Source organism: Chryseobacterium sp. GQ58, from assembly GCF_059758895.1.
Genome location: NZ_JCAXEH010000002.1, coordinates 689441 through 712956 on the forward strand (window position 1 = coordinate 689441; position 23516 = coordinate 712956).

24 protein-coding genes are annotated in these 23516 nt (G+C 33.6%); 14 read left to right on the top strand and 10 right to left on the bottom strand.

Translation table 11 applies throughout. From position 1 onward, the window contains the following. Nucleotides 1-18: 18 nt before the first annotated feature. The 4 genes from AC6CHK_RS07355 to AC6CHK_RS07370 all read right to left on the bottom strand — a co-directional run bounded on the left by AC6CHK_RS07355 (nt 19) and on the right by AC6CHK_RS07370 (nt 3986). Nucleotides 19-1173, bottom strand: coding sequence for a sensor histidine kinase (locus AC6CHK_RS07355; RefSeq protein WP_498094986.1), 1155 nt, complete (start codon nt 1171-1173; stop codon nt 19-21). A 4-nt stretch (nt 1174-1177) separates the two neighbouring features. Continuing rightward, the gene (gene dacB, locus AC6CHK_RS07360; protein WP_498094987.1) at nt 1178-2551 is read right to left on the bottom strand and encodes a D-alanyl-D-alanine carboxypeptidase/D-alanyl-D-alanine endopeptidase; all 1374 of its coding nucleotides are present in this window, start codon (nt 2549-2551) and stop codon (nt 1178-1180) included. A gap of 51 nt (nt 2552-2602) precedes the next feature. Next, nucleotides 2603-3295, bottom strand: a complete 693-nt coding sequence (gene pepE / locus AC6CHK_RS07365; protein ID WP_498094988.1) for a dipeptidase PepE — start codon at nt 3293-3295, stop codon at nt 2603-2605. A 202-nt stretch (nt 3296-3497) separates the two neighbouring features. Then, the gene (locus AC6CHK_RS07370; protein WP_498094989.1) at nt 3498-3986 is read right to left on the bottom strand and encodes a YdeI/OmpD-associated family protein; all 489 of its coding nucleotides are present in this window, start codon (nt 3984-3986) and stop codon (nt 3498-3500) included. A gap of 177 nt (nt 3987-4163) precedes the next feature. Here AC6CHK_RS07370 and fsa point away from each other — a divergent pair, with 177 nt between their 5' ends. Continuing rightward, nucleotides 4164-4817: a fructose-6-phosphate aldolase gene (gene fsa, locus AC6CHK_RS07375; protein WP_498094990.1), complete on the top strand. Its 654-nt coding sequence runs from the start codon at nt 4164-4166 to the stop codon at nt 4815-4817. Nucleotides 4818-4875: 58 nt separating this feature from the next. Here the strand turns inward: fsa and AC6CHK_RS07380 are convergent, their stop codons facing one another. The 3 genes from AC6CHK_RS07380 to pdhA form a co-directional block, all read right to left on the bottom strand. Then, nucleotides 4876-5436 carry a sugar O-acetyltransferase gene (locus AC6CHK_RS07380; RefSeq protein ID WP_498094991.1) on the bottom strand — a complete coding sequence of 187 codons (561 nt, stop codon included), beginning with the start codon at nt 5434-5436 and terminating at the stop codon, nt 4876-4878. 91 nt (nt 5437-5527) lie between these two features. Then, nucleotides 5528-7153: a dihydrolipoamide acetyltransferase family protein gene (locus tag AC6CHK_RS07385; RefSeq protein ID WP_498094992.1), complete on the bottom strand. Its 1626-nt coding sequence runs from the start codon at nt 7151-7153 to the stop codon at nt 5528-5530. A gap of 82 nt (nt 7154-7235) precedes the next feature. Further along, nucleotides 7236-8237, bottom strand: coding sequence for a pyruvate dehydrogenase (acetyl-transferring) E1 component subunit alpha (pdhA, locus tag AC6CHK_RS07390; protein WP_498094993.1), 1002 nt, complete (start codon nt 8235-8237; stop codon nt 7236-7238). 126 nt (nt 8238-8363) lie between these two features. Between pdhA and AC6CHK_RS07395 the strand changes: the two genes are divergently transcribed. The 3 genes from AC6CHK_RS07395 to AC6CHK_RS07405 are packed head-to-tail and all read left to right on the top strand — an operon-like array spanning nt 8364 to nt 11319. Next, entirely contained in the window at nt 8364-9011 is a 648-nt protein-coding gene (locus tag AC6CHK_RS07395; RefSeq protein WP_498094994.1) for a phosphatase PAP2 family protein, read from the top strand. A gap of 45 nt (nt 9012-9056) precedes the next feature. Further along, nucleotides 9057-9530 (top strand): BlaI/MecI/CopY family transcriptional regulator, encoded by a 474-nt coding sequence (locus tag AC6CHK_RS07400; RefSeq protein ID WP_498094995.1) that lies wholly within the window; start codon nt 9057-9059, stop codon nt 9528-9530. 19 nt (nt 9531-9549) lie between these two features. Beyond that, nucleotides 9550-11319, top strand: a complete 1770-nt coding sequence (locus AC6CHK_RS07405) for a DUF4153 domain-containing protein (RefSeq protein ID WP_498094996.1) — start codon at nt 9550-9552, stop codon at nt 11317-11319. 40 nt (nt 11320-11359) lie between these two features. Here AC6CHK_RS07405 and rbp read toward each other — a convergent pair whose 3' ends face one another. Next, a complete protein-coding gene (rbp, locus tag AC6CHK_RS07410) occupies nt 11360-11740 on the bottom strand; it encodes an RNA-binding regulator (RefSeq protein WP_498094997.1) in 381 nt (126 codons plus the stop codon). 277 nt (nt 11741-12017) lie between these two features. On the opposite strand from rbp, the gene AC6CHK_RS07415 reads away from it, so the two are divergent. From AC6CHK_RS07415 to AC6CHK_RS07460, 10 genes are all read left to right on the top strand, one after another. Continuing rightward, on the top strand, nt 12018-12434 hold the full coding sequence (locus AC6CHK_RS07415; protein ID WP_498094998.1) for a DUF6157 family protein: 417 nt from the start codon (nt 12018-12020) through the stop codon (nt 12432-12434). Nucleotides 12435-12526: 92 nt separating this feature from the next. Next, nucleotides 12527-12922, top strand: coding sequence for an acyl-CoA thioesterase (locus AC6CHK_RS07420; RefSeq protein ID WP_498094999.1), 396 nt, complete (start codon nt 12527-12529; stop codon nt 12920-12922). Further along, on the top strand, nt 12919-13479 hold the full coding sequence (locus tag AC6CHK_RS07425; protein ID WP_498095000.1) for a helix-turn-helix domain-containing protein: 561 nt from the start codon (nt 12919-12921) through the stop codon (nt 13477-13479). The genes AC6CHK_RS07420 and AC6CHK_RS07425 overlap by 4 nt, the downstream gene beginning before the upstream one ends. Nucleotides 13480-13649: 170 nt before the next feature. After that, nucleotides 13650-16487, top strand: a complete 2838-nt coding sequence (locus AC6CHK_RS07430) for a heavy metal translocating P-type ATPase (protein ID WP_498095001.1) — start codon at nt 13650-13652, stop codon at nt 16485-16487. 89 nt (nt 16488-16576) lie between these two features. Beyond that, nucleotides 16577-17305: a DUF72 domain-containing protein gene (locus tag AC6CHK_RS07435; RefSeq protein WP_498095002.1), complete on the top strand. Its 729-nt coding sequence runs from the start codon at nt 16577-16579 to the stop codon at nt 17303-17305. Nucleotides 17306-17518: 213 nt separating this feature from the next. Further along, complete coding sequence (locus AC6CHK_RS07440; protein WP_498095003.1) at nt 17519-18178, top strand: YggS family pyridoxal phosphate-dependent enzyme; 660 nt, start codon at nt 17519-17521, stop codon at nt 18176-18178. A gap of 56 nt (nt 18179-18234) precedes the next feature. Further along, nucleotides 18235-19419 (top strand): sigma-54-dependent transcriptional regulator, encoded by a 1185-nt coding sequence (locus AC6CHK_RS07445; protein ID WP_498095004.1) that lies wholly within the window; start codon nt 18235-18237, stop codon nt 19417-19419. A 71-nt stretch (nt 19420-19490) separates the two neighbouring features. Continuing rightward, nucleotides 19491-20849 carry an MATE family efflux transporter gene (locus tag AC6CHK_RS07450; protein ID WP_498095005.1) on the top strand — a complete coding sequence of 453 codons (1359 nt, stop codon included), beginning with the start codon at nt 19491-19493 and terminating at the stop codon, nt 20847-20849. 271 nt (nt 20850-21120) lie between these two features. Beyond that, nucleotides 21121-21642 (top strand): GNAT family N-acetyltransferase, encoded by a 522-nt coding sequence (locus tag AC6CHK_RS07455; protein ID WP_498095006.1) that lies wholly within the window; start codon nt 21121-21123, stop codon nt 21640-21642. A gap of 167 nt (nt 21643-21809) precedes the next feature. Beyond that, complete coding sequence (locus AC6CHK_RS07460; protein ID WP_498095007.1) at nt 21810-22196, top strand: HU family DNA-binding protein; 387 nt, start codon at nt 21810-21812, stop codon at nt 22194-22196. 162 nt (nt 22197-22358) lie between these two features. Here AC6CHK_RS07460 and AC6CHK_RS07465 read toward each other — a convergent pair whose 3' ends face one another. Both AC6CHK_RS07465 and AC6CHK_RS07470 read right to left on the bottom strand, forming a co-directional pair. Beyond that, the gene (locus AC6CHK_RS07465; protein ID WP_498095008.1) at nt 22359-22988 is read right to left on the bottom strand and encodes a hypothetical protein; all 630 of its coding nucleotides are present in this window, start codon (nt 22986-22988) and stop codon (nt 22359-22361) included. Between the two features lie 54 nt (nt 22989-23042). Further along, complete coding sequence (locus tag AC6CHK_RS07470; RefSeq protein ID WP_498095009.1) at nt 23043-23513, bottom strand: hypothetical protein; 471 nt, start codon at nt 23511-23513, stop codon at nt 23043-23045. Between the last annotated feature and the right edge of the window lie 3 nt (nt 23514-23516).

Sequence of the window (23516 nt, forward strand, 5' to 3'; positions counted from 1 at the left end):
CTATTTTTTAGCAGCTTATTATCCTTTTTTTATAATAATCCTAAATGTCGTTCCTTTTCCTACTTCGGTTTGCGAAATTTTGATATCTCCGTTATGATATTCTTTCACCACTCTTTTTGCCAAAGACAAACCAAGGCCCCAACCTCTTTTTTTGGTAGAATATCCAGGTTTAAAAGCGTTTGTTGACTGATATTTTGTCATTCCGCTTCCGGTGTCTTTTACTTCAATTAAAATGTTTTTATTTCTTTCAAAGACCGACATTTGCAAAACGCCTTCGCCTTTCATCGCATCGACCGCATTTTTTACCAGATTTTCAATCACCCAACTCATCAGAATTCTGTTGTGCGGAACCAAAATCGGATACATTGGCTGATGTAAAGTAAAATTAATTTTCCCGGAAATCCTTGTTTTCAAATAATCATAATTTTCCTGAATTGTTTCATTAAAATTCATATCATTCAGTTCCGGTACCGAGCCGATTTTAGAGAATCTTTCAGAAATGGTTTTTAGTCTTTCGATATCTTTTTCAATTTCATAAACACCTTCAGATTTTGAGTTTTCCAACTTCATAATTTCCATCCAGCCGATCATTGAAGACAATGGAGTTCCGATCTGATGCGCAGTTTCTTTTGCCAATCCTGCCCAAAGATAACCTTCGTCTGTTTTTTTAATTGTCCGCAAAAACCAAAAAGAAAATAAGAAATAGCAAAGAACAAAAAAACCAAGCAGGAAAGGAGAATATTGTAAATTATTGAGAATTTTGGAATTGTCATAATATACAAACTGATTATTCCCGTTTGAAAACTCAAGCTCAATCGGCGGATATTTTTGTCCCATTCTTTTTGCTAATGCAACTATTTCATTATCATTTTTAAATTCTTCAGATATATTTTTATGTTCAATAATTTGATCATTTTTATCTAAAATAATGACAGGAATATTTGTATTTGAACTGTAAATGGTGAGAAGAAGTTCTTGAACCTCCAAACTTGGTGAAATTTCCTGTTGCTGGAATTTTATTGCATTAGCTAAAATATCAACTCTTTTTATTTCTTCTTTCATTAAATAGTTGATTACCAATGTAGATGAAATAACAATAATTACAACAACCAAAGTCATTAGCGAAAAAATAAACCAGTTGTTGAATCTGGCAAAAATGGATCTCTTTTTCAATTTTTTATTTTAAAATAGTAAGGATTTTTTGCAGCTCTGTGCTGCCACTTCCCTGATAATTGTTGATGATAATTGAATATACGTATTTTTTTCCGGCTTTCGAAGTGTGATATCCTGCATAAGATTTTGTGTCGCGCATTGTCCCGCTTTTCATTTTCATGCCGTTTTCCTGAGTTGGAAAACCATCATAATACGTTTCAAACCAGCTTTGTTTTTTCGCATATAATAAAGCCTGAACTTCCGCTTTTGCAGAAACATAATTTTGTGGTGAAAGCCCGCTTCCATCAGCAAAGTTGATCATATTCCCATTGATTCCTTTAGATTTCCAGAATTCTTTAAGATAAGCAATTCCGCTTTTGAAACTTGGATTTCCTTTTTTTTCTTTTCCTAAAGTTTTAATTAAATTTTCGCCATACAGATTGACGCTTTTCCTTAGAAACCAATAAATTATTTTATCTAAAGTCGGAGATTCATAAGTCAAAATAGTATTATTTTTTGGAAAATCTAAAGGCTTTTTACCTTCAATTTCCAATTGAGAATTGGTTATCACTTTTCCGGAAAGCTCTATTCCTGATTCTTTTAACCATTTCTGAACTTCAATTCCCAGCTGTAAAGGTGGATTTGGTGTAGAACCTGAAACCGTCATTGTTTTTCCAGAAGGTAAAGTTCCGTTGATCAAAGCAACATCGGAATGCGGTGCCGTAAAAATCAGACTTTGATCCGAACTTCCTGCTGCTTTCAAATCATTCAGCCATTTTACACCTTCCAAAGGATAAGAAAAGCTTTTGAAATCGGTTCCGTTGATGTTGATATCAAATTGGTTTTCTCTCCAATTGACACCCCAAACTCCGGCTCCGTAATAATTTCCCAAATCATCCCAAGGCCAGCCTCCGGGAATTGTCTGATGATCAAAATAAGAATCGTCAATAATCAGATCTCCTGAAATTTTGGTAATTCCTGAATTTTTAACAGCTTCTATCAGTTTTTTTTTGAAGTTTTCCGGTTTGTAACCGTCGTATCTCCAGCTTCCTAAAGTTGGATCGCCGGTGGAAGAAATGAAAAGATTTCCGTTCAGATTTCCTCCTGAAATATTTCCCGAATAACCTGAAGTCGTTTTATAAGTAAAATCTTTTCCTAAAGTTTCCAAAGCCGCCGCTGCCGTAAATATTTTTTGAGTTGACGCAGTTGAAAGTCCTTTATTACCTTGAAATTCATAAACCAGATTTCCATTTTCATCCGAAACATAAAATGACAAATTTGATGAAACCGCAGCAGAAGAATTCATTAAATCCTTTGTTGCATTTTCTAATTTTTGAGTAATATTCTGAGCGAAAAATATTTGCGTTGAAAGTGTAAGAACAGCAAGCGTTTTCTTCATTGTATTTTTTTGTTTTGAAGCTATTAAACCTTATTCAAATATAATTAAAATTTACAATTCGCTTCCCGACTCTATTTCGTAAGGTTCTTTTTCTTTTTCAAAAATTCTTGTTTGCTCGCTTCCTTCAACAGTAATTTTGTCGCCAATCCTTCTGATCCAATTTCCTTCCCGAAGTCCGACAACTTTCAGATTGTTTTGAGTCAAAAATTCTTTAATTCGTGTTTCTCTGGTTTCCCCGTTATGTTTCAGATCCGGATTTGGATCCAAATAATGCGGATTGATATTGAAAGGAACCAAACCCATGCAATCAAAACTTGGCGGATAAACAATCGGCATATCGTTCGTTGTTTTCATATTTTGACCACCGATATTGCTTCCGGCGCTGCATCCAAGATAAGGTTTTCCTTTTTCAATATTTTCTTTTAAAGCAAACATTAAACCTTCTTCATGCAAAGTTTTTACCAATAAAAAAGTGTTTCCACCGCCTGTAAAATAGGCTTTTCCGTTATTTAAAGCTTCAATTTTATCTTCAAATTCGTGAAGTCCTTTTACTTTGATGTTTATCGTTTCAAAAAAAGACTGCGCTTTTGACGTATAATCTTCGTGAGAAATCCCGCCTGGTCTTGCAAAAGGAATGAAAATAATTTCGTCAATTCCTTCGTATAATTGTATTAATTCTTCTTTTAAATATTCCAGATATTCTCCACCGAAAATTGTGGAAGTTGAGGCTAATATAATGTTCATTTTTTTTAATAATTTTAATTAAGTTTGGAATAAGTGTTAAGGTTATTTGAGATGCTTCGACGGCTCAGCATGACATTGCTAATACTAAACGTAAAATATAGTTTGGAATTATCCGAAATGGAATTTAATAATCAAATGCGCTTGAAACATCTTAATATTCTTAAAATCTTCATTCATCTTAATGGTTTAAAAAAGTTTTATTTCAGTTTATTTTCTTTCCGAAGAAATCTGTTTCACCTTTCAGATGATTGATGATTTTTTCGATATTTTTATTGATGCTTGCTTCGGTTTTGAGATTATTGATATAACGAATTAATTCTTTTTTTCTTGAAGGAATCAAATTTTCAAAATTTTTACAAGCCAAATCATTTTCTTTAATTGCTTTTTCCAATTGCGGATGAATGGAAATACTTCTGTTTTCATTGTCATATTCAACTGAAACTTCTATCATTTCGCCAATTCTTTTGGGAGAATCCTGCAGCATTGTCAGATTTATATACAATCTCCATTCACCTAAATATTTCATCAAATTCTGCTTAAATTCTTTACCATTTACAGTTCCTTTTACCGGAATCGGGCTTTTATTTTTTCCTGCAGCTTCAAAAATATTCGCCAAAATTTTTTCAGGAACAAAAACAAAAGGATTGATGCCGATAATCTCAAGCTTAGCTGTGAAATGGTTCTTTTTCATGAATAACAAATTTAAGTAAAACTTAATATTCTTAAATTACTAAATAAAACTTAATGGTAAATAATTTTCTTTAAATGATTACTTGTTAAGATTTCAAATAGCATCATTAAATTACAACGGTGAATTTTCCACTCGCAAAGTAATCATTATCTTTGCAAAAATAAATCTATATATCAAATGAAATTTTTTATTGACACCGCTAATTTAGAGCAAATTAAAGAAGCTAAAGATCTTGGAATCCTCGATGGCGTAACGACCAATCCTACATTAATGGCAAAAGAGGGAATCCGTGGAGCTGAAGCAATCAGAAACCATTATAAAGCAATTTGCGAAATTGTAGACGGCGATATTTCTGCGGAAGTGCTTTCTACAACGTATGAAGAAATGATCAAAGAAGGCGATGAATTGGCTGCAATAAACCCGAATATCGTAGTGAAAATTCCGATGATTAAAGATGGAATCAAAGCTTTAAAATATTTTTCTGACAAAGGAATCAAAACCAATTGTACATTGATTTTCTCTGCCGGACAAGCTCTTTTGGCTGCTAAAGCGGGTGCGACTTACGTTTCTCCTTTTTTGGGAAGACTGGATGATATTTCAACGGACGGGCTCAACCTGATTCAGGAAATCAGATTGATTTTTGATAATTATATGTACGAAACTGAAATTTTAGCCGCTTCAATTCGTCATTCGATGCATATTATCGATTGTGCAAAAATTGGTGCAGATGTAATCACTTCTCCGCTGCCTCCGATTTTGAGCTTATTGAAACATCCATTGACAGACAACGGCTTGGCTCAGTTTGTTGCAGATTCTCAGAAATTGGTTTAATAGTTTAACAAACAATTTGAATATAACCGGCGCGGAAACAAAGTTTCCGCGCCGGTTTTTAATGATCAATATTTTTAACAACTTTACAAGGATTTCCAACGGCGACTACATTGTCCGGAATGTCTTTTGTGACAACACTTCCTGCTCCGATCACCGAATTGTTACCAATCGTAATTCCCGGTAAAACAACAACATTTCCGCCAAACCAAACATTGTCGCCAACAATGATCGGACGTGCATATTCTAAACCAGCGTTCCTTTGCTCAACATCAATCGGATGGCCTGCTGTATAAAAACTGCAATTTGGGCCGATAAAAACATTGTCTCCAAAAGTAACTTTTGCACAATCTAAAATCACAAGATTATGATTGGCATAAAAGTTTTCACCAGCCTCAATATTATAACCGTAATCACACCAAAATGAAGGTTCTATAATGATGTTTTGCTTTGAATTTTTAATGATCTTTTTAATTAAATCTTTTCTTTTTTCAATTTCTGAATTTTTAATCTGATTATATTCAGTACAAAGATCTTTGCAGAAAATACGCTCATTAATCAGCTCAGCATCGTAATTTGCGTCGTATAATAAACCTTTTTGGCTTTTCTCTTTTTCAGTCATACTTTTTAAAATCTAAATTATTTTAAATATAATTAATTAAAACAAAAAACCTCTCGAATTGAGAGGTTTTGATATTCAATATATTGAGAAATTACAGTAACAAAGTTAAAGGACTTTCTAAATATGTTTTTAATGTTTGTAAGAACTGAGCTCCTGTAGCGCCGTCAACAACTCTGTGGTCACAAGCCAATGAAAGCTTCATAATGTTTCCTACAACGATCTGACCGTTCTTTACGATTGGCTTTTCGATAATTGCACCTACAGAAAGGATTGCAGCATTTGGTTGATTGATGATACTTGTAAACGTTTCAATTCCGAACATTCCTAAGTTTGAGATTGAGAATGTAGAACCTTCCATTTCGTTTGCTTTAAGACCTTTAGATTTCGCTCTTCCAGCCATATCTTTTACAGCAGCAGAAATTTGGGTGTAATTCATCTGATCTGTATTTTTCAAAACAGGAACCACCAATCCATCAGGAATTGCAACTGCTACACCAATATTGATATTTCCTCTGTGAATCACTTTATCACCAGCCCAGCTTGAATTCACCTGCGGATGTTTTCTCAAAGCAACAGCAGTCGCTTTAATAATCATATCGTTGAAAGAGATTTTAGTATCCGGTAACGAGTTGATTTCTTTTCTTGCTTCAATTGCTTTATCCATGTTGATTTCAACCATCAGATAATAGTGAGGAGCAGAGAATTTACTTTCAGCAAGACGTTTTGCGATAATATTTCTTACCTGAGAATTTGGAGTTTCGGTATCTTCACCTTGAACAAAATTCACAGCAACCTGAGCTGCCGCAGCATTTGAAGTTGAAGCAGCAGAAGATTCTTTTTGTGAAGGCTGATAATTTTCAATATCTTTCTTTACAATTCTTCCGTTTTCTCCTGAACCCTGAACCGACTGGATATCAACTCCTTTTTCCTCAGCCATTTTTTTAGCTAAAGGAGAAATTGCCACTCTTTCGGTTGATGAAGAACTTACAGCTTGTTCGGCAGTCTTTTCTTCTGTTTTAGTTTCTTTGCTTTCAGATTTTTGTTCAGCTGGTTTTTCCGAAGATTTCGCAGCAGGCTTAGCAGTTCCAACTCCTGAAACATCTGTTCCTTCAGGGCCAATCATTGCCAAAATTGAATCTACAGGTGCAGCACCTCCTTCTTCAACGCCTTGTTTTAATAGTACTCCATTAAATTCAGATTCAAAATCCTGAACAGCTTTATCGGTTTCGATTTCAGCAAGAAGATCACCTTCTTTCACTGTATCACCTACGTTTTTGTGCCATTTAGCTACTTTACCTTCTGTCATGGTATCAGAAAGTCTTGGCATTGTAATCACTTCTACACCGGCAGGAACTTCAGATGAAGTTTCTTCGGAATTTGCAGAACTGCTTTCACTTTTAGGTTCATCTTCAGATTTTTTCTCTTCGGAGCCTTCAGATGCCGGAGCACTTCCTCCTTTCAATGCAGAAATATCTTCTCCTTCAGCACCAATAATTGCCAAAATAGAATCTACTGCCGCAGCAGCACCTTCTTCCACACCTATATATAAAAGAGTACCTTCAATTTCAGATTCGAAATCCTGAACAGCTTTATCTGTCTCAATTTCAGCTAAAATATCTCCTTCTTTTACTTTATCTCCTGTTTTTTTATGCCATTTCGCCACTTTACCTTCCGTCATAGTGTCGGAAAGACGTGGCATTGTAATTACTTCTGCCATAATTTATATTGATTTGAGATTCGATATTCGATATTTGAGATTCTGGAACTTCAAATTTCAAATTTCAAATTAATTGTTGATTTTAGTTTTCTAATTTATCTAAGAACGGATAATTTTCCTGAGCATACACATATTCGTAGATCTTGTCTGCAGTCGGATACGGAGAGTTTTCCATAAACTCAATGCATTCTTCAACAAATTCTCTTGACTTGTTATCTGTAGCTTCCAATTCTTCTTCCGTTGCCCAGTTGTTTTCTAAGATTCTCGCTTTGATTAATTCAATTGGATCATCTTTTTTTGCAATAGCAACTTCATCCTTAGATCTGTAAGGCTCAGCATCAGACATTGAATGACCTCTGTAACGATAAGTTCTTGCTTCAATGAAAGTTGGCCCGTCTCCTCTTCTTGCCCTTTCGATAGCTTCGTAAGCTGCTTCGGCTACTTTTTCAGGATCCATTGCATCAATAGCAAGGCAAGGCATTTCGTATCCTAAACCTAATTTATAAATATCTTCGTGATTGGCAGTTCTTTTTACAGAAGTTCCCATTGCATATTGATTGTTTTCAACTACAAATACCACCGGAAGTTTCCAGTTCATTGCCATGTTGAACGTTTCGTGAAGAGAACCCTGTCTTGCAGCTCCGTCACCAAAGAAACAGATGTTTACTGCTTTTCTGTCAAAATATTTGTCTGCAAAAGCAATACCTGCTCCTAAAGGAATTTGCCCACCAACAATACCGTGACCTCCGTAGAAACGATGCTCTTTGCTGAAAATATGCATAGAACCACCCATACCGCCGGATGTACCTGTTGCTTTACCACAAAGTTCTGCCATGATTCTTTTAGGATCTACTCCCATCGCCATCGGATGAATGTGGCATCTGTAAGCGGTAATCATGCTGTCTTTTGTTAAATCCATTGCATGCGTAAAACCTGCAGGAATAGCTTCCTGACCGTTGTACAAATGTAAAAACCCTCTGATTTTTTGCTTTAGATAAAGAGAACGGCATTTGTCTTCAAACCTTCTCCACATTGTCATATCTTCATACCACTTCAGGTATACCTCTTTAGAAAATTCTTTCATGTGCTAGCTTCTTGCTTATTTATGATGAAAATAGTTGAGCAAAATTATAAAAAAAACTTCGTTTTTATTGTATACCAGTCAATAGTTTTTTAGTTATAATGTTATATTTACATCACAAACTTGAACATGGAAGAAAATAAGACATCTTTTTTACAAATTATTTCCAGAATTATCTCAGATTTTTTCAATCCTTTAGTTTCTCTGTTTATTTATTTTGTTTATTTCAGTATTCAGAATTATACCTTTAAAGAAGCTTTCACACACTTTTTACCAATTTTGTTGATTACAATTCTTCCAATAATAATATGGATTGTCTGGAATGTAAAAACAGGCCGTTACACAAATATGGATGTATCAAACAGGGTTCAACGGAAAACATTATACATTTTTGTTGCGATCTGTATCGTATCTTATCTTACATTCAATTACATTAAAAACGGATTCATCGACTTTGTAATGTTGTTTATCCTTATTCTTCTTTTTTCGTTACAATACAGCAATTTGTATATAAAAAGCTCAATGCATACCGCTTTCAATGTTTTTGTGGCTGCATTGTTCTTTGCGTTTGACACGGAAGTCGGATTTGCATGGCTCGCAATTGCATTTTTGGTGGGCGTAACCCGGGTTATTTTAAAACGACATACTGTAAAAGAAGTATTTATGGGTGCCGGCATCGCTTTTTTGGTTTCTTTTATTTATCTTTATTGCAATAATAAGTATCAACGCAACGATTTACCCACCGAAGTGATTCCTGTGGAAACTACAATTAAATAAGGCATTTTTAAATTTTTCCTTATTTCTTAAAATTTAAACTTTAATATGAAAATAAATCATCTTACGTCAGCAGAAGAAAATCTTATGAAGCTTTTTTGGGATCTTAATTCCTTTTATCTAAAAGATGTTATGGAAAAGCATCCGGAGCCGAAACCCCACCAAAATACAGTTTCTACTTACTTGAAAATACTTGTTGAAAAAGGATATTTATCTACCGAAAAGGAAGGAAGAATTTTTAAATACAGCGTGATCGTTCCTTTTGGAGATTATAAAAAGTTTTTATTAAGAGAAATGTCGCGCAACTTTTTCAATGATTCAGGAAAAGAAATTTTGGAGTTTTTGTTTAATGAAAATTTAATTACACAAGACGATTTGCGAGCTTATTTTGATCTGAAAATTGAAATGAAGCCTGTGAAAATAAAAGCTCCAAAGCTTGAGTATGCCGAAGAAATCTTAAATCCTAAAAAGAATAAGAAAGCAAAAGACAAGAAAAAAAAGAAAAAGAAGGAAAAAGAATAACATAAATAAAACACTTATCATGAAAGAAAAATTTAGAGAAACAATGAGTCGGGTAAAAGAAGTGATTTCCCGTTATCCGCTTGTTTTAGTAATGGCAATACTGGCATCAGCCGGCGCTATTCTTATGTTTGAATACAACAATCATAAAGCACTTTTTTACATTTATTCTAAATTTACCATTTGCTGTTGTTTGGGTATTTCTCTGATGTTTGCGATGAAGATGCTTTCACAGAGAATTGGAAGATCCGAATTTTACGAAACGGGAGGCGTTTTATTTCTTATCGCTTTTTATTTTATTTTTCCTGAAAAGGAAGAAAATTTTAATGAAGTTTATGCTTACATTATAATAGTTACGGCGATATTAAGTCATTTGCTGGTTTCATTTGCTCCGTTTTTAGAAAAAGAGAAAGAACACAGCTTTTGGCAATACAACAAAAATCTATTTGTGAATATTGTTCTTACAGGAATTTTCACAGGAGTGCTTACGGGAGGTGTCGAACTTGCTATTGTGGCGGTTGATCAGCTTTTTGATTTCAATTTTGGCGAGAAAATTTATATCGAAACGTTGTACGTTATGATGATTTTCGGAAGTGTGCTTGTATTTCTTTTATTTAATGGAAAAGGATTAAGTCATATCGAAAAAAACGATGAATATCCGGTCATTTTAAAGTTTTTTACACAATTTATCCTTATTCCGTTGCTTCTTATTTATGTGGTGATTTTGTATTTTTATTCATTTAAAATACTTATCAATTGGGAGCTTCCGAGAGGCTGGGTTTCTTATCTTATTTTAGCGTACAGCATTGTAGGGATCCTTGCGTTACTTCTTGTGCATCCATTAAAAGAAGATTACACCAAATCTTGGGTTCGGATGTTTTCAAAGCTTTTTTATTATACGATTGTACCTTTGATTATCTTGCTTTTCACGGCAATTTTTACGAGAATTTTAGAATACGGTTATACAGAACCGAGATATTTTGTACTTCTTCTTGCTTTGTGGATTTTGTGTATTGTGTTTTATTTCATTTTTAATAAAAAATCAAATATTAAGTTTATTCCGATAAGCTTGTTTTTATTTGGATTTTTCGCTTTGGTTTTTCCTTATTTCAATTCTTTCAGTGTTTCAAAAAGAAGTCAAAAGGCTGAGCTTTTAAAAGTTTTGAGTGAAAACCAGCTTTTGGTAAATAACAAAATAAATTTCCAGAAAAAAGTCAATGATACCGTTGTGAATGAAATAGCCAATAAGTTTGAATTTTTGGCAAAAAGAGAACAAACAGATTTCCTTTTAAAGCTTGTTGATTCTAAAAGTCAAAAAAAATATGTCGACGAAAAGAACTTTTGGATATATAGTAGCAATATCAGAAATATGTTTGAAAATGTGAATAAGACAAAATCCACTGATTTTTACAGGCTTGCTTTGATGTCTGAGAAAAAATTTATTGATATAAATGGTTATCAATACCTTTTTGATTTAGATTCTTTCAATAATGACAGTGAAAAACAAATCAATGGTGATCTTTTTCGTATTATAGAAAAATCTGATGATTCAGTTTTAAAGATAACTTTAAACAACAACGAAGAAGTTGATTTTACCAATGAAATCAATAATCTGCTAAACCAGCACAAATATAAAACAGGAAATGTAAATCTTCCGGAAATAGCTTTTGAAAAAGAGCTTGGGAAATATCAGCTTAAAGTAATCTTTAAAAGTTTGATAAAGGAGAAAAGTGCTCGTAATCAAGAAAATATTTATTACGATCATGCATTTTTGCTGATAAAAGAAAAATAAAGACATAAAAAAAGCGGCTTAAAAGCCGCTTCTATTTTTTTTACCAACGGTTTCCACCGCCGTTACCTCCACGGTTGTTGTTTCCGTAACCACCACCGTTTCCAGAGTTACCTCCTCCACGATTGTTACCATAACTTCCACCTCCGCTTCTGTTATTGTCAAAACTTCTTCTTGGTTTTTCTTCTCTTGGCTTAGCCTCAGATACGTTAAGTACTTTTCCGTTGAATTCTTTTTGGTTAAGAGCTTCAATAGCTTGATTTCCTTCTTCATCACCCATTTCTACGAAACCAAAACCTCTTGAACGGCCAGTTTCTCTGTCTGTTACAATTTTAGCAGATGATACATCGCCAAATTCTGCGAATAAATCGTGCAACTCATATTCTTTAGTTGCGTAATTGATGTTTGAAACAAAAATGTTCATTTTAAAAAAAAATTAAAAATTAATATATAAAACTTGGTATATAAGAAAAACAACATAATAATGAACATAATATTGATTCCAAATATAAACAGTTGCAAGATACAATTAAAATAAATAAATCAAAGCTTTTTTATAAGTATTTCGGTAATTAAAGAAAATTTAACATACAAAAGAAACATTGTATTTTATATCGTGTTATTAATCAATATTTTACATAACATAATCACGTCAATTAGCAATCCAATTAATATTATTAAATTGCTAAAAATTATTAATTATGAAACAACATACCACAAATTTCATCAATACTTTCATTGAAGCGGCTGAAGACTGCCCAATTTCTCAAGGTGAAATACCGCCAGAAAAGAAAGTAAAAAGTTTAGCAAAACTACAGTTTGAATATTTAACAGAAAAACCATATCAATATACTTCTGACGAACTTTTATTTGAATGTTACGCCATTAAAAATGATATTCCTGAAAGTGAAAAAGAAGAAGAAAAGCTAAAACTATTTTCAAAAGGTCGACCGTGTCTCCGGTCGTCACCTTTGGCAAAAAGATATGGCTTTGGGTTTCATCATAATCTGGAAGGTAAAATTGCGATTTATCCTTTGGAAAGCGAAGAATATAAAACATTATTAAATGATAAATCAATAACTAAAGTAAAAGCAATCCGTTCTAAAAAAGCCAATTGAGAATCTAAATGATTCATTTCTGATCAGTAAATGCAATTTCGTTGATCAACCCGAAAATTAAAGTTAAATTTGTTTCTTCAAACTATCAAAAGATGAATTATCATACCAGAAAATGGGTAAAACCTGAAGATTTAAATCCCAATCAATCACTTTTCGGAGGAAAATTATTACAATGGATTGATGAAGAAGCAGCTTTATATGCTGTAATTCAGTTGGAAAATAAAAAAGTGGTTACAAAATTTATTTCCGAAATCAATTTTGTAAGCTCTGCAAAACAAGGAGATATTATTGAAATCGGCATTGAAGTTTCTGCATTTGGCTCAACTTCTCTCACTTTAAAATGTGATGTGAGAAATAAAATGACGCATCAAACAATCATTACGGTTGATAAAATCGTAATGGTAAATTTAGATGAAAACGGAAATCCTGCGCCACACGGAAAAACAAAAGTAGAATTCGTAAAAGACAGATTAAACAGTCAATTATGAAAATTTTTATAAAAAATATGGTTTGTGAACGCTGCATTTCTGCCGTTCTTGCAATTTTTGAAAAAGAAGGTGTAAAAGTAAAATCAATTCGCCTTGGCGAAGTGGAAACTGAATCTGAACTTTCAGAAAATAATCTTCACAATATTGAAAAAATGCTTGAAGAAATTGGCTTTGAAATTATCAAAAGTTCTTCTCAGCAGCTTATAGAAAGTATTAAAAACCTTATTATTTTAAAGATCGGACGCTTAGAAACAGACGAAAATTTTTTGCTGTCGAATTTTCTAAGTAATGCATTACACAAAGATTACAGCGCGTTATCTAAAGCTTTTTCACAGAATGAAAATATGACTTTAGAACAATATTATATTCTCCAAAAAATTGAAAAAGTAAAAGAACTTCTTTTTAATAATGATTTTACTTTGACCGAAATTGCAATTCACATGGGTTATAAAAGTGTGCAGCATCTTTCGTCACAATTCAAAAACAGCACAGGCTACACTCCTACCGAATTTAAAAAGCTCGAAGTCAATAAAAGAAAGCCGCTCGATCATGTTTGAGGTTTTTAAAATTGTAAATTAATGTGTTTAAATATTCATCAAAACTCTTCGTTTCTTCAATTTTATAACATTTCCTCCAAATCCGAGACAAAATTCTATAAACATTATCCTTAAATTTATAACAAGCTTCTATTTGTATTTTGGAAATTTGTACCATAAATTAAAGAATCATGGAACAGCAATATAAAATTCTTGGAATGACATGCTCTGGCTGTCAGAGAAAAATTTCAGAAAAACTAAATAGTCTGGAAGGCATTAAAGCCGATGTAAATCTTGAAACCAATACCGCAACCGTCACTTCCGATAAAGAAATAAATCTAAACACTTTAAATAAAGCTTTAGAAGAAATTGGAAAATACAAACTTGAAGACCCAAACAATCCTGAAAAAGCTTTCGTAAAGCCACAAGACCGCATTTCTGCGTCGTCAGTTTATTACTGTCCGATGGAATGTGAAGGCGACAAAGTCTATTTCAAGCAAGGTGAAAGATGCCCGGTTTGTAATATGTATCTGGTTCCGATTGAAGAAAAATTAGCAAAAGATCCGAATCATAAACCTGTATTTTCTTCCACTAATTTACCTGAAAATTTTAAAGATAATGTAGGAAAATATTATTGCCCGATGTTCTGCGAAGGCGATAAAGTCTATGACGATAAAGGCGATTGCCCTGTTTGCCACATGCATTTGGAAGAAATAACTGAAGGTTTGGCCCAAAATACGATTTCGCACAGCCATTCTCACAATCACGCTCATCATCATCACGAAACTCCAAAAGTTACAGATGAAATGGCAGGAAAATATTATTGTCCGATGTTCTGCGAAGGTGACAAAGTATACGACAGCAATGTTGGCTGCCCGGTTTGCGGAATGGATCTTGTAAAATATCCCGAAAAGAAAACTGCAAAATATACTTGTCCGATGCATTCTGAAATCATCAAAGATGAACCCGGAGATTGTCCGATCTGCGGAATGGATTTGGTAAGAATGCCTGACAAATACGAAGAAGAAGATGAAACTTACACTATTTTAAAGCGAAAATTCATTATTTCATTGGCTTTTACGATTCCTGTTTTCATTCTTTCGATGGGCGGAATGTTTTTTGAATTTCCTTTTCCTCATAATATTCAGGGAATTTTTGAGCTGATTTTAACGCTTCCTGTTTTATTTTATTCTGGTTGGTTTTTAATGAAAAGAGGCTGGATTTCTTTTAAAACATGGAATCTTAATATGTTCAGTCTTATTGCTTTAGGTGTTACTGCAGCATTTATTTTCAGTATTGTTGCCTTGATTTTCCCGGATATTGTTCCGCACGAAATTCGAGGACACAATCATGAGATTCCGCTGTATTTTGAAGCGGTTTGTGTGATTTTAACGCTTGTTATTTTAGGCCAGTTAATGGAAGCTGCAGCTCATAAGAAAACAGGAAATGCAATCAGAGAATTGATGAATCTTTCTCCGGACGAAGCCAATCTTATGGTGAATGGCGAGGAAAAAAAAGTCCTTCTTTCGCAAGTGAAAATTGGTGATTTATTAAAAGTAAAACCAGGCGAAAAAATTCCCGTAGACGGAAAACTCACCGAAGGAAATTCAATTGTTGATGAAAGTATGATCACGGGCGAGCCGATTCCTGTGGAAAAAAGCATTGATGATAAAGTTTCGTCGGGAACGATCAATGGAAATCAGGTTTTTATCATGAAAGCTGAAAAAGTGGGTGACGAAACATTGCTTTCTCAAATCATTAGAATGGTAAATGAAGCCAGCCGAAGCAAAGCTCCGATTCAGAAATTAACGGATAAAGTTGCAAAAATCTTCGTTCCGGCTGTTATTTTAATTGCTGTTTTGACTTTTATTTTGTGGCAGCTTTTTGGTCCTGAAGGTCAAAAAAGTCTGTTTGCTTTTGTGAACGCTGTTGCGGTTTTAATTGTGGCTTGTCCGTGCGCTTTAGGCTTGGCAACTCCAATGTCTTTGATGGTCGGAATCGGGAAAGGGGCAAAAAGCGGAATCCTGATTAAAAACGCCGAAGCTCTTGAACAAATGAATAAAGTAAACGTTCTAATTACCGACAAAACAGGGACTTTGACAGAAGGAAAACCTTCGGTGGAACATATTGAAACGGTAAATAATAATCAAGATTTAGTCTTAAAATTAGCTTTTTCGTTAAATCAGAATTCTGAGCATCCGTTGTCAAATGCTGCTATCAAAAAAGCAAAAGAAGAAAATATTTCAACTGAAAAAGTAGAACAATTTGAGAATATTTCAGGAAAAGGAGTAAAAGGAAATATCAACGGAAAAACTACTTATTTAGGAAACGAAAGCCTATTAACTACAAATCAAATTTCAATTCCCGAAAATTTAAAACAAAAAGCTGTTGAAGTTCAGTCAAAAGCGCATACAATTTCTTATGTTGCTCAGGAAAATAAAGTTTTAGGATTCATCAGTTTTACGGATAAAATAAAGGAAAGTTCCAAAAAAGCGATCAAGCAGTTAATGGATGAAGGCATTGATGTAATGATGATGACCGGCGACAACGAATATACCGCAAAAGCAGTTGCAGAAGAATTAGGTATAAAACATTTTAAAGCAAACTGTCTTCCTGAAGATAAATTAAACGAAGTGAAAAAACTTCAGAAAGAAGGAAAAATTGTTGCAATGACCGGCGACGGAATCAACGACTCCCCTGCTCTTGCTCAAGCCAATATCGGAATTGCAATGGGAACCGGAACTGATGTTGCGATTGAAAGCGCAGAAATCACACTATTAAAAGGAGATATTTTAGGTGTTGCACAAGCAAAATTGTTAAGTGAAAAGCTTTTGAGAAACATTAAAGAAAATCTGTTTTTTGCATTTATTTACAATGTTTTAGGAGTTCCGGTCGCGGCAGGATTATTGTATCCGTTTTTTGGAATTTTATTATCACCAATGATTGCTGCAGCGGCGATGAGCTTCAGTTCTTTATCTGTGATTTTAAATTCATTACGCCTGAATTCTGTGGATTTGAATATTAAATAAACTTTAATTTCTCTTGCAGATTGAGCTGATTTAGCAGATGGTCATATTTTAATTTAGAAAATCAATATCTGCGAGAAAAATATAAAAACATGGAAAAAGAAAATCTTTATATCGGGTGCTCGGGTTTTTACAATAATGACTGGAAAGGGTCATTATATTCTGAAGATGCTAAAGCTAAAGACTTTCTTACATTATATTCTCAGACATACAATTCGGTTGAGATTAATTCTACTTTTTACAGAAAACCGACCGCAAAAACGTTAATAAGATGGTTTGATGAAACGCCTGACGAGTTTAGATTTTTTATTAAAATTCCAAAGACAATTTCTCATGAAAAAAGGCTGAAAGACTGCAAAGAAGAAATTTCAGAATTCTGCAATCATATTAAGATTAATTTAAAAGAAAAATTTTCAGGGTTTTTATACCAATTTCCGCCTTCTTTTAAAAATACTTCTGAAAATAGCAGTTTGATTCTTGATAATCTCGATTTTAATTTTTTAAATGTCATTGAATTTCGTCATGATTCTTGGTGGACTGATGAAATTTTTAAGTTTCTTCAAGAAAACAACATTGTTTTTTCAGGCGTCAGTTTTCCCGGAAATCTGCCTGAAGAGGTAATTGTGAATCATCCTGAAATTATTTATTACCGACTTCACGGAAAGCCTGTTCTTTACAAATCAGAATATCCGAAAGATTTTCTTGATGAAATCGCTGAAGAAATTAAGAATTCTCAAAAGAAAACTTTTATATTTTTTAATAATACTTGGGGAACTGCTGCTATTAAAAACTCTTTATATTTAAAGGAAGTTTTGGAGTAAATCTTCAAGAGTTACTCTCTAAACACGCAAGTATCTTAATATTCTTAAATTTTTTATTATAACTAATGGTTAATTTTAAACATTAAGAATTGTTTAGTTTATTTAAGTCAGAGATTGCTTCGCTTCGCTCGCAATGACAATCTTTATGCGAAACCACTCCATTAAATTTATCTTTCATTAGTTTTTTGCTTTAAAAATTCAGAAATTTGCAAGATGAGTATTCAAGGAAATTACAGCAATATAAAAAGCCAGCTTCCGGAAAATGTACAACTGGTTGCGGTTTCCAAAACACATCCGGTTTCAGCAATTCAGGAGGTTTATGATTTGGGACAGAGAGTTTTCGGAGAAAATAAAGTGCAGGAATTGATGGAAAAACATCCGCTCCTTCCGAGAGATATTCAATGGCATTTGATCGGTCATTTGCAAACCAATAAAGTAAAATATATAGCAGAATTTATTGATACGATTCAAAGTGTGGAATCTGAAAAATTATTGTCCGAAATCAACAAAGAAGCCGCTAAGCACAACCGAACGATTAAAGTTTTGCTACAGGTGAAAATTGCTGAAGAAGAAAGTAAATTTGGTCTTGAAATCAAAGATGCTGAATACCTTTTCGATAAACTTAAAAATGGTGACTTTCCGAATGTCGAATTAGCCGGATTAATGGGAATGGCAACGTTTACAGATAATAAAGAACAGGTGGAAAAAGAATTCAGAACATTAAAAACTCTTTTCGATAATTTTAGCCAAACAAAGCCTTTGAGAATCTTATCGATGGGTATGAGCGACGATTTTGCGGCTGCCATTGAATGCGGTGCCAATTCTGTGCGTATAGGATCGGCTATTTTTGGCAAAAGAGATTATTCAAAATAGCATTTTTAGGAATACTTTTTGTTACAAATCAAGCAAAATTAACTAAATTTGCAACTATGCAAAAAATCCTTATCGTAGAAGACGAAAAAGCAATTTCCGGAGTACTTCAAAGTATTCTTTCGGAGGAACTTACCGATTATGAATTTGTAATTGCCGAAGACGGCCTGGAAGGCTATAAACTTATTGAAAAAGAAGACTTTGCGCTGGTGATTTCAGATATCAAAATGCCTAAACTTTCCGGAACCGAACTCCTGAAACAAAGCTTGTCACTGAAACCTGAGTCTACTTTTATTATGATTTCCGGCCATGCCGATATTGATTCTGCGGTAGCTTGTCTAAAAGACGGAGCCTACGATTTTATCTCAAAACCAATTGACATCAATCGATTGATCACGAGTGTAAAAAATGCTTTAGTTAAAGAAACTTTAAAGAAAGAAAATAAAAATCTTCAGACCGAAAATAAAACCCTGAAAAGAAAAGTAAGCAAAAAATACCAGATGATTGGTGAATCTGCTGCTCTGAAAAAAATTCAGGATATGATAGAAAAGGTTTCTGTTTCGGATGCGAGAGTATTGATTACAGGACCCAATGGTGCAGGTAAAGAGCTTGTGGCTCATGCAATTCATAATTTAAGTGAAAGAGCAAGAGGTCCGATGGTGGAAGTAAACTGTGCAGCTATTCCTTCCGAATTGATTGAATCTGAACTTTTCGGCCATGTAAAAGGATCATTTACGGGTGCTATAAAAGATAAGCAGGGGAAATTTGAGCAGGCCAATGGCGGAACTATTTTCCTTGACGAAATTGGTGACATGAGCCTTATTGCGCAGGCAAAAGTTTTGAGAGCACTTCAGGAAAGCAAGGTTTCCCCTGTTGGAAGCGATAAAGAAATAAAGGTGGACGTGAGAGTTTTGGCAGCGACCAACAAAAATATGGCTAAAGAAATTGAAGCCGGAAGATTCAGAGAAGATTTGTACCACAGATTGTCGGTGATCGAGATTTATGTTCCGCCGTTGGATGAAAGAAAAGAAGACATCAAGCTTTTGGTAGAACATTTTGCAGGATTGATTTCTGATGAGCACGGAACTGCTTTAAAGAAGTTTGACGATACGGCCATTGAAGCTTTAAAAGCCCTTTCGTGGACAGGGAATATCAGGGAACTGAGAAATGTTGTTGAAAGATTAATTATTCTTGGAGGAGCTACGGTTTCCGAAGAGGATGTTGCAAGTTTTGTAAGGAAATAATTTAATTATTAATTAAAATACATTATAAAAATTTGCGGTAATTATGCTGCAAATTTTTTTTTTGAACTGTTATGAATTTTTTACATAAAAACTATACGAAAGAAGCCTTAACGCTGGCACTTCCCGTGATGCTTACACAGGTTGGGCAGGTTTCTGTGAATTTATTTGACAATATTATTGTTGGTCAATTGCTTGGTGCTGATGCCTTGGCGTCGGTGTCTTTAGGAAACGGAGTATTTGTTTCGATGTTTGTTTTGGCGCTGGGCTTTTCTTTTGCCATTCCGCCTTTGGTTTCGGAAGCGCATTCTCAGAATGACCATGTAACGATCAATTCTGTTTTCAGTCACGGTTTTATCATCAATATGTCTGTGGGGATAATTCTGATGGCGGTCTTGCTTTTGGGCCTTCCGCTACTCTATCATTCGGGACAGCCGGAAAAAATCATTCCTGATACGGTAGATTTCCTTTGGATCATGGGGATCAGCATTGTCCCGTTTATGGCATTTCAGACTTTGAGAGAAGTTTCGGAAGGCCTTTCCTATACGATCGGCGTTACAAAAGCGACCATTATTGCAAACATTATTAATATTGTTTTAAATTATGTTTTGATCAAAGGACTTTGGATATTTCCTGAAATGGGCGTCAAAGGTTCTGCTTTAGCAAGCCTGATTGCAAGAGTTTTCATGGTTGTTTTTCTGTATTATGTTTTGTTGAAAGAGAAAAAAACAAGACAATACATCAAAGATTTTTCTTTAAAAGCACAGGTTCTCAAAAAGAAGATGTTTGATAAAATGATAAAAATAGGTTTGCCTACCGCATTGCAGATGTTTTTTGAGGTGACTGCTTTTGCGGGTGCAGCCTTCATTTGCGGATTGATCTCTTCGCACGACATTGCGTCGCATCAGATTGCATTGAGCATGGCGTCATTTACCTTTAATTTATGTATCGGTTTCAGTGTGGCTTCAACAGTGATGATTGGCAGAAAGCTGGGTGAGCAGAACTTTATAGAATTGCGGAAAGTAGGAATCAACAACCTAAAAATTGCCTTTATTTTCATGTGTATCTGCGGATTGCTTTTTGTTTTGGGCAGAAACATCCTTCCCAGATTTTTCACAAGACCTGAAGAGATCGAGGTGATAAGCTTAGCTTCAAAACTGATGATTATTGCTGCTTTATTTCAGTTGTCGGACGGAATTCAGGTAACGGCGCTGGGAATTCTCAGAGGATTGCAGGATGTGAAAATACCTTCTATTTATACCTTCGTTGCCTATTGGATTATTACCATTCCTTTAGGTTATTTCCTTTGTGTAACACTGGAAATGGGCGCTTTCGGAATGTGGATCGCTTTAGGATTGGGACTTACGATCTCTGCATTCTTTTTGGTTAAACGATTTTTAAATATGTCTGCAAAAAGAATTAAAAACGGATAAATAATTAAACCATTAAGTGATTTAAGTTATTAAGAAATTTTAAGAACAAGTTTATGTTTATGAAAGTAAACAAAATAGTATTTCATTGTTAAGTGTAACGCCTTTGTTTAACTTTAAATAATAAATCAATAAAACCTCCTTGTTTAGCTTTGCGTTTAGAAAAGGAGCATGCTGCTTTATTTAAATTTATTTTAAATCTTAATCAAACTTAATCTCCTCATTTCCTTCATGGTTTAATAATAAAAACTACTGTAATTTAATATCATAATCAATGGAAAATATTGTACTTAAAAGAATCGGCATCGATGATGCAGAGCAATTACAGCACATTGCGAAACAAACGTTTTTCGATACATTCTCTTCACAAAACACCGAAGAGAATATGGAAAAATACATGACTGAAGGTTTTACCATAGAAAAGCTGACTTCAGAAATTCAGAATGATGATTCGGAATTTTATTTCGCTCTTGCAGAAGATAAAGTGATCGGCTATTTAAAAGTAAATACAGGAAAAGCACAAACCGAATTACAAGACAACAGTTCCCTTGAAATTGAAAGAATTTATGTCTCAAAAGATTTTCACGGAAAAAAGGTCGGACAAATTCTTTATGATAAAGCCTTAGAAATTGCCAAAGAAAAGAACTTACAATACGTCTGGCTGGGTGTCTGGGAAAAAAATCCGAGAGCCATTCAGTTTTACAGGAAGAATGGTTTTGTGGAATTTGATAAGCATATTTTCAAATTTGGTAATGAAGAACAGATGGATATAATGATGAAAAAAGAATTAAAATAAAAAGCGGTTTACAGTAACCGCTTTTTTTACGCTGTCTTTTCAATATTTATATAATTTAATGTTTTTACGAATATATTTCTAAGTAATAAGAAATTGTTATAAAAAAAATAACACATATCGTTAAAAACAGTATATTTGACAATATTAACCAAAAAAAACACATTAATATGCCAGTACAATATTCAATAAGCGAAAAAGGAAATCCGGCAGATCAGTCTGTCCCTAAAAAATTCTATGCTAATGCAAAATCTACAGGTGAAGTTACCTTCCGCGGCCTGAGTAAGGAGATTTCAGCCGGCTCTACAACAGTAAGTGATACAGATGTTTTAGCCGTGCTGAACGACCTGAGTAAAGCGCTTGCCAAGCATCTTTCGGAGGGAAGGATCGTAAGATTTGGAGACTTCGGATCTTTTAGTTTGAGATTGAGCAGTGAAGGTGCAGAGATTTCTGCAAAGTTTAATTCTTCATTGATCAAAAGTGCAAAAATATCTTTCCGCCCCGGAATAGATCTTAAGGAAATGCTTGCTATCGTTAAATTTGAAAAAGCTAAGTAAGCAAAAATAAAATACAGGCGTGCTTTTTAAAATTGCAGGCCTGTATTTTTTAAAAGCTGGTGTGCATTTGTTGAAGTGTACACCAGCTTTTTTGATAATGCTTATGAGGGATTTGTTGTAATGCCTAGATAATCTAAATATTAGCATTAGATTTCATGTACTTTACTCTAATGGATTAATAACTTCTAAATTGATCTTTTCGATTTTTGCCACTTGGTAATGACCAAAGAATCCTTGATTATCTTTAATTGTATATTCTGAGATATAATAATTCAGATTGTTTCCTAACTTATTTTCTAAAGCATTTTTAATTGTAGTTTGAATATTGTAATTAAGATCTAAACAATAAAAGCGAATTAAATCTAAGTCCGCAGGCTTTAATGTGATAATCATTTCTAAATCTGCATTTCTGCTTTTAGCATTCTTGAAGGTTTTCAATATATATTTTTCTTCTTCAATTTTTTCAACAATGATATGGTCAATTTTTATTTCTTCTACAGGATTATATGTTAATGAACCGGTAAACGAATAGTCGACGGCATTATTTTTCTTGATCACGCGAAAATTGTAAACTGTACTTAGAAGATGTTTCGATAAAGTTCCACCTATATTATCCCAAATCTTTATGTCATAAGACGAGTCTTGAGAATTAATCATCAGTACAGAATTTCCTACACTTTCTTTTGATCTTTTATCTACACCTTCTATTTTTAATGCGTAATCAAAAGTATATGTTTGTGCATTAAAAATAGAAATTATAAGTAGACTAATAAATGTTATTATTTTTTTCATTATTTCTGTTAAACGTTAAACCGTAGGTTTGCTCTGCAGTTTTAATATGATATTTTAATAAGTTGGAATTTCTTCGTGTATTTTATCAAGAATATTAGGAATTTTATTCCAATTCTTTTTTTCTTTTTCTGCTAAATTATCTAACTCTTTACTTTTATAAAAATCAATACAAATATTAAATACTTGTCTTTTTTGATACATTATTTTCAGGTCTTCAGGGTAAGAATTAATTGAATTACTAGAATCTAATCTTATCTTTTGAACCTGCTTATCAATTATTGGTTTTAATGACTTATCAAAAACTGCTATTGCAAGAGGATTGTAAAATGAGTGATCATTTTTCCATAGTGAGCGTTCAATTTCTTTATTTTCATATCCTTTTAAAATACATAAACAAAGAGCTCGGTCTTTATATTCTGTTTTCCAGCTATTAAACTTCCAAGTTTTTCTCTCTTCCCTCAAGTCCTTAGATATTGAGCAAGAAGATAAAATAAATAATACAAATAAATATTTAAGTTTTATCATAAC

Coding starts and splice junctions, on each gene's coding strand:
- dacB (WP_498094987.1), bottom strand. CDS start 2,551: ATGAAGAAAACGCTTGCTGTTCTTACACTTTCAACGCAAATATTTTTC.
- pepE (WP_498094988.1), bottom strand. CDS start 3,295: ATGAACATTATATTAGCCTCAACTTCCACAATTTTCGGTGGAGAATAT.
- AC6CHK_RS07370 (WP_498094989.1), bottom strand. CDS start 3,986: ATGAAAAAGAACCATTTCACAGCTAAGCTTGAGATTATCGGCATCAAT.
- fsa (WP_498094990.1), top strand. CDS start 4,164: ATGAAATTTTTTATTGACACCGCTAATTTAGAGCAAATTAAAGAAGCT.
- AC6CHK_RS07380 (WP_498094991.1), bottom strand. CDS start 5,436: ATGACTGAAAAAGAGAAAAGCCAAAAAGGTTTATTATACGACGCAAAT.
- AC6CHK_RS07385 (WP_498094992.1), bottom strand. CDS start 7,153: ATGGCAGAAGTAATTACAATGCCACGTCTTTCCGACACTATGACGGAA.
- pdhA (WP_498094993.1), bottom strand. CDS start 8,237: ATGAAAGAATTTTCTAAAGAGGTATACCTGAAGTGGTATGAAGATATG.
- AC6CHK_RS07395 (WP_498094994.1), top strand. CDS start 8,364: ATGGAAGAAAATAAGACATCTTTTTTACAAATTATTTCCAGAATTATC.
- AC6CHK_RS07400 (WP_498094995.1), top strand. CDS start 9,057: ATGAAAATAAATCATCTTACGTCAGCAGAAGAAAATCTTATGAAGCTT.
- AC6CHK_RS07405 (WP_498094996.1), top strand. CDS start 9,550: ATGAAAGAAAAATTTAGAGAAACAATGAGTCGGGTAAAAGAAGTGATT.
- rbp (WP_498094997.1), bottom strand. CDS start 11,740: ATGAACATTTTTGTTTCAAACATCAATTACGCAACTAAAGAATATGAG.
- AC6CHK_RS07415 (WP_498094998.1), top strand. CDS start 12,018: ATGAAACAACATACCACAAATTTCATCAATACTTTCATTGAAGCGGCT.
- AC6CHK_RS07420 (WP_498094999.1), top strand. CDS start 12,527: ATGAATTATCATACCAGAAAATGGGTAAAACCTGAAGATTTAAATCCC.
- AC6CHK_RS07425 (WP_498095000.1), top strand. CDS start 12,919: ATGAAAATTTTTATAAAAAATATGGTTTGTGAACGCTGCATTTCTGCC.
- AC6CHK_RS07430 (WP_498095001.1), top strand. CDS start 13,650: ATGGAACAGCAATATAAAATTCTTGGAATGACATGCTCTGGCTGTCAG.
- AC6CHK_RS07435 (WP_498095002.1), top strand. CDS start 16,577: ATGGAAAAAGAAAATCTTTATATCGGGTGCTCGGGTTTTTACAATAAT.
- AC6CHK_RS07440 (WP_498095003.1), top strand. CDS start 17,519: ATGAGTATTCAAGGAAATTACAGCAATATAAAAAGCCAGCTTCCGGAA.
- AC6CHK_RS07445 (WP_498095004.1), top strand. CDS start 18,235: ATGCAAAAAATCCTTATCGTAGAAGACGAAAAAGCAATTTCCGGAGTA.
- AC6CHK_RS07450 (WP_498095005.1), top strand. CDS start 19,491: ATGAATTTTTTACATAAAAACTATACGAAAGAAGCCTTAACGCTGGCA.
- AC6CHK_RS07455 (WP_498095006.1), top strand. CDS start 21,121: ATGGAAAATATTGTACTTAAAAGAATCGGCATCGATGATGCAGAGCAA.
- AC6CHK_RS07460 (WP_498095007.1), top strand. CDS start 21,810: ATGCCAGTACAATATTCAATAAGCGAAAAAGGAAATCCGGCAGATCAG.
- AC6CHK_RS07465 (WP_498095008.1), bottom strand. CDS start 22,988: ATGAAAAAAATAATAACATTTATTAGTCTACTTATAATTTCTATTTTT.
- AC6CHK_RS07470 (WP_498095009.1), bottom strand. CDS start 23,513: ATGATAAAACTTAAATATTTATTTGTATTATTTATTTTATCTTCTTGC.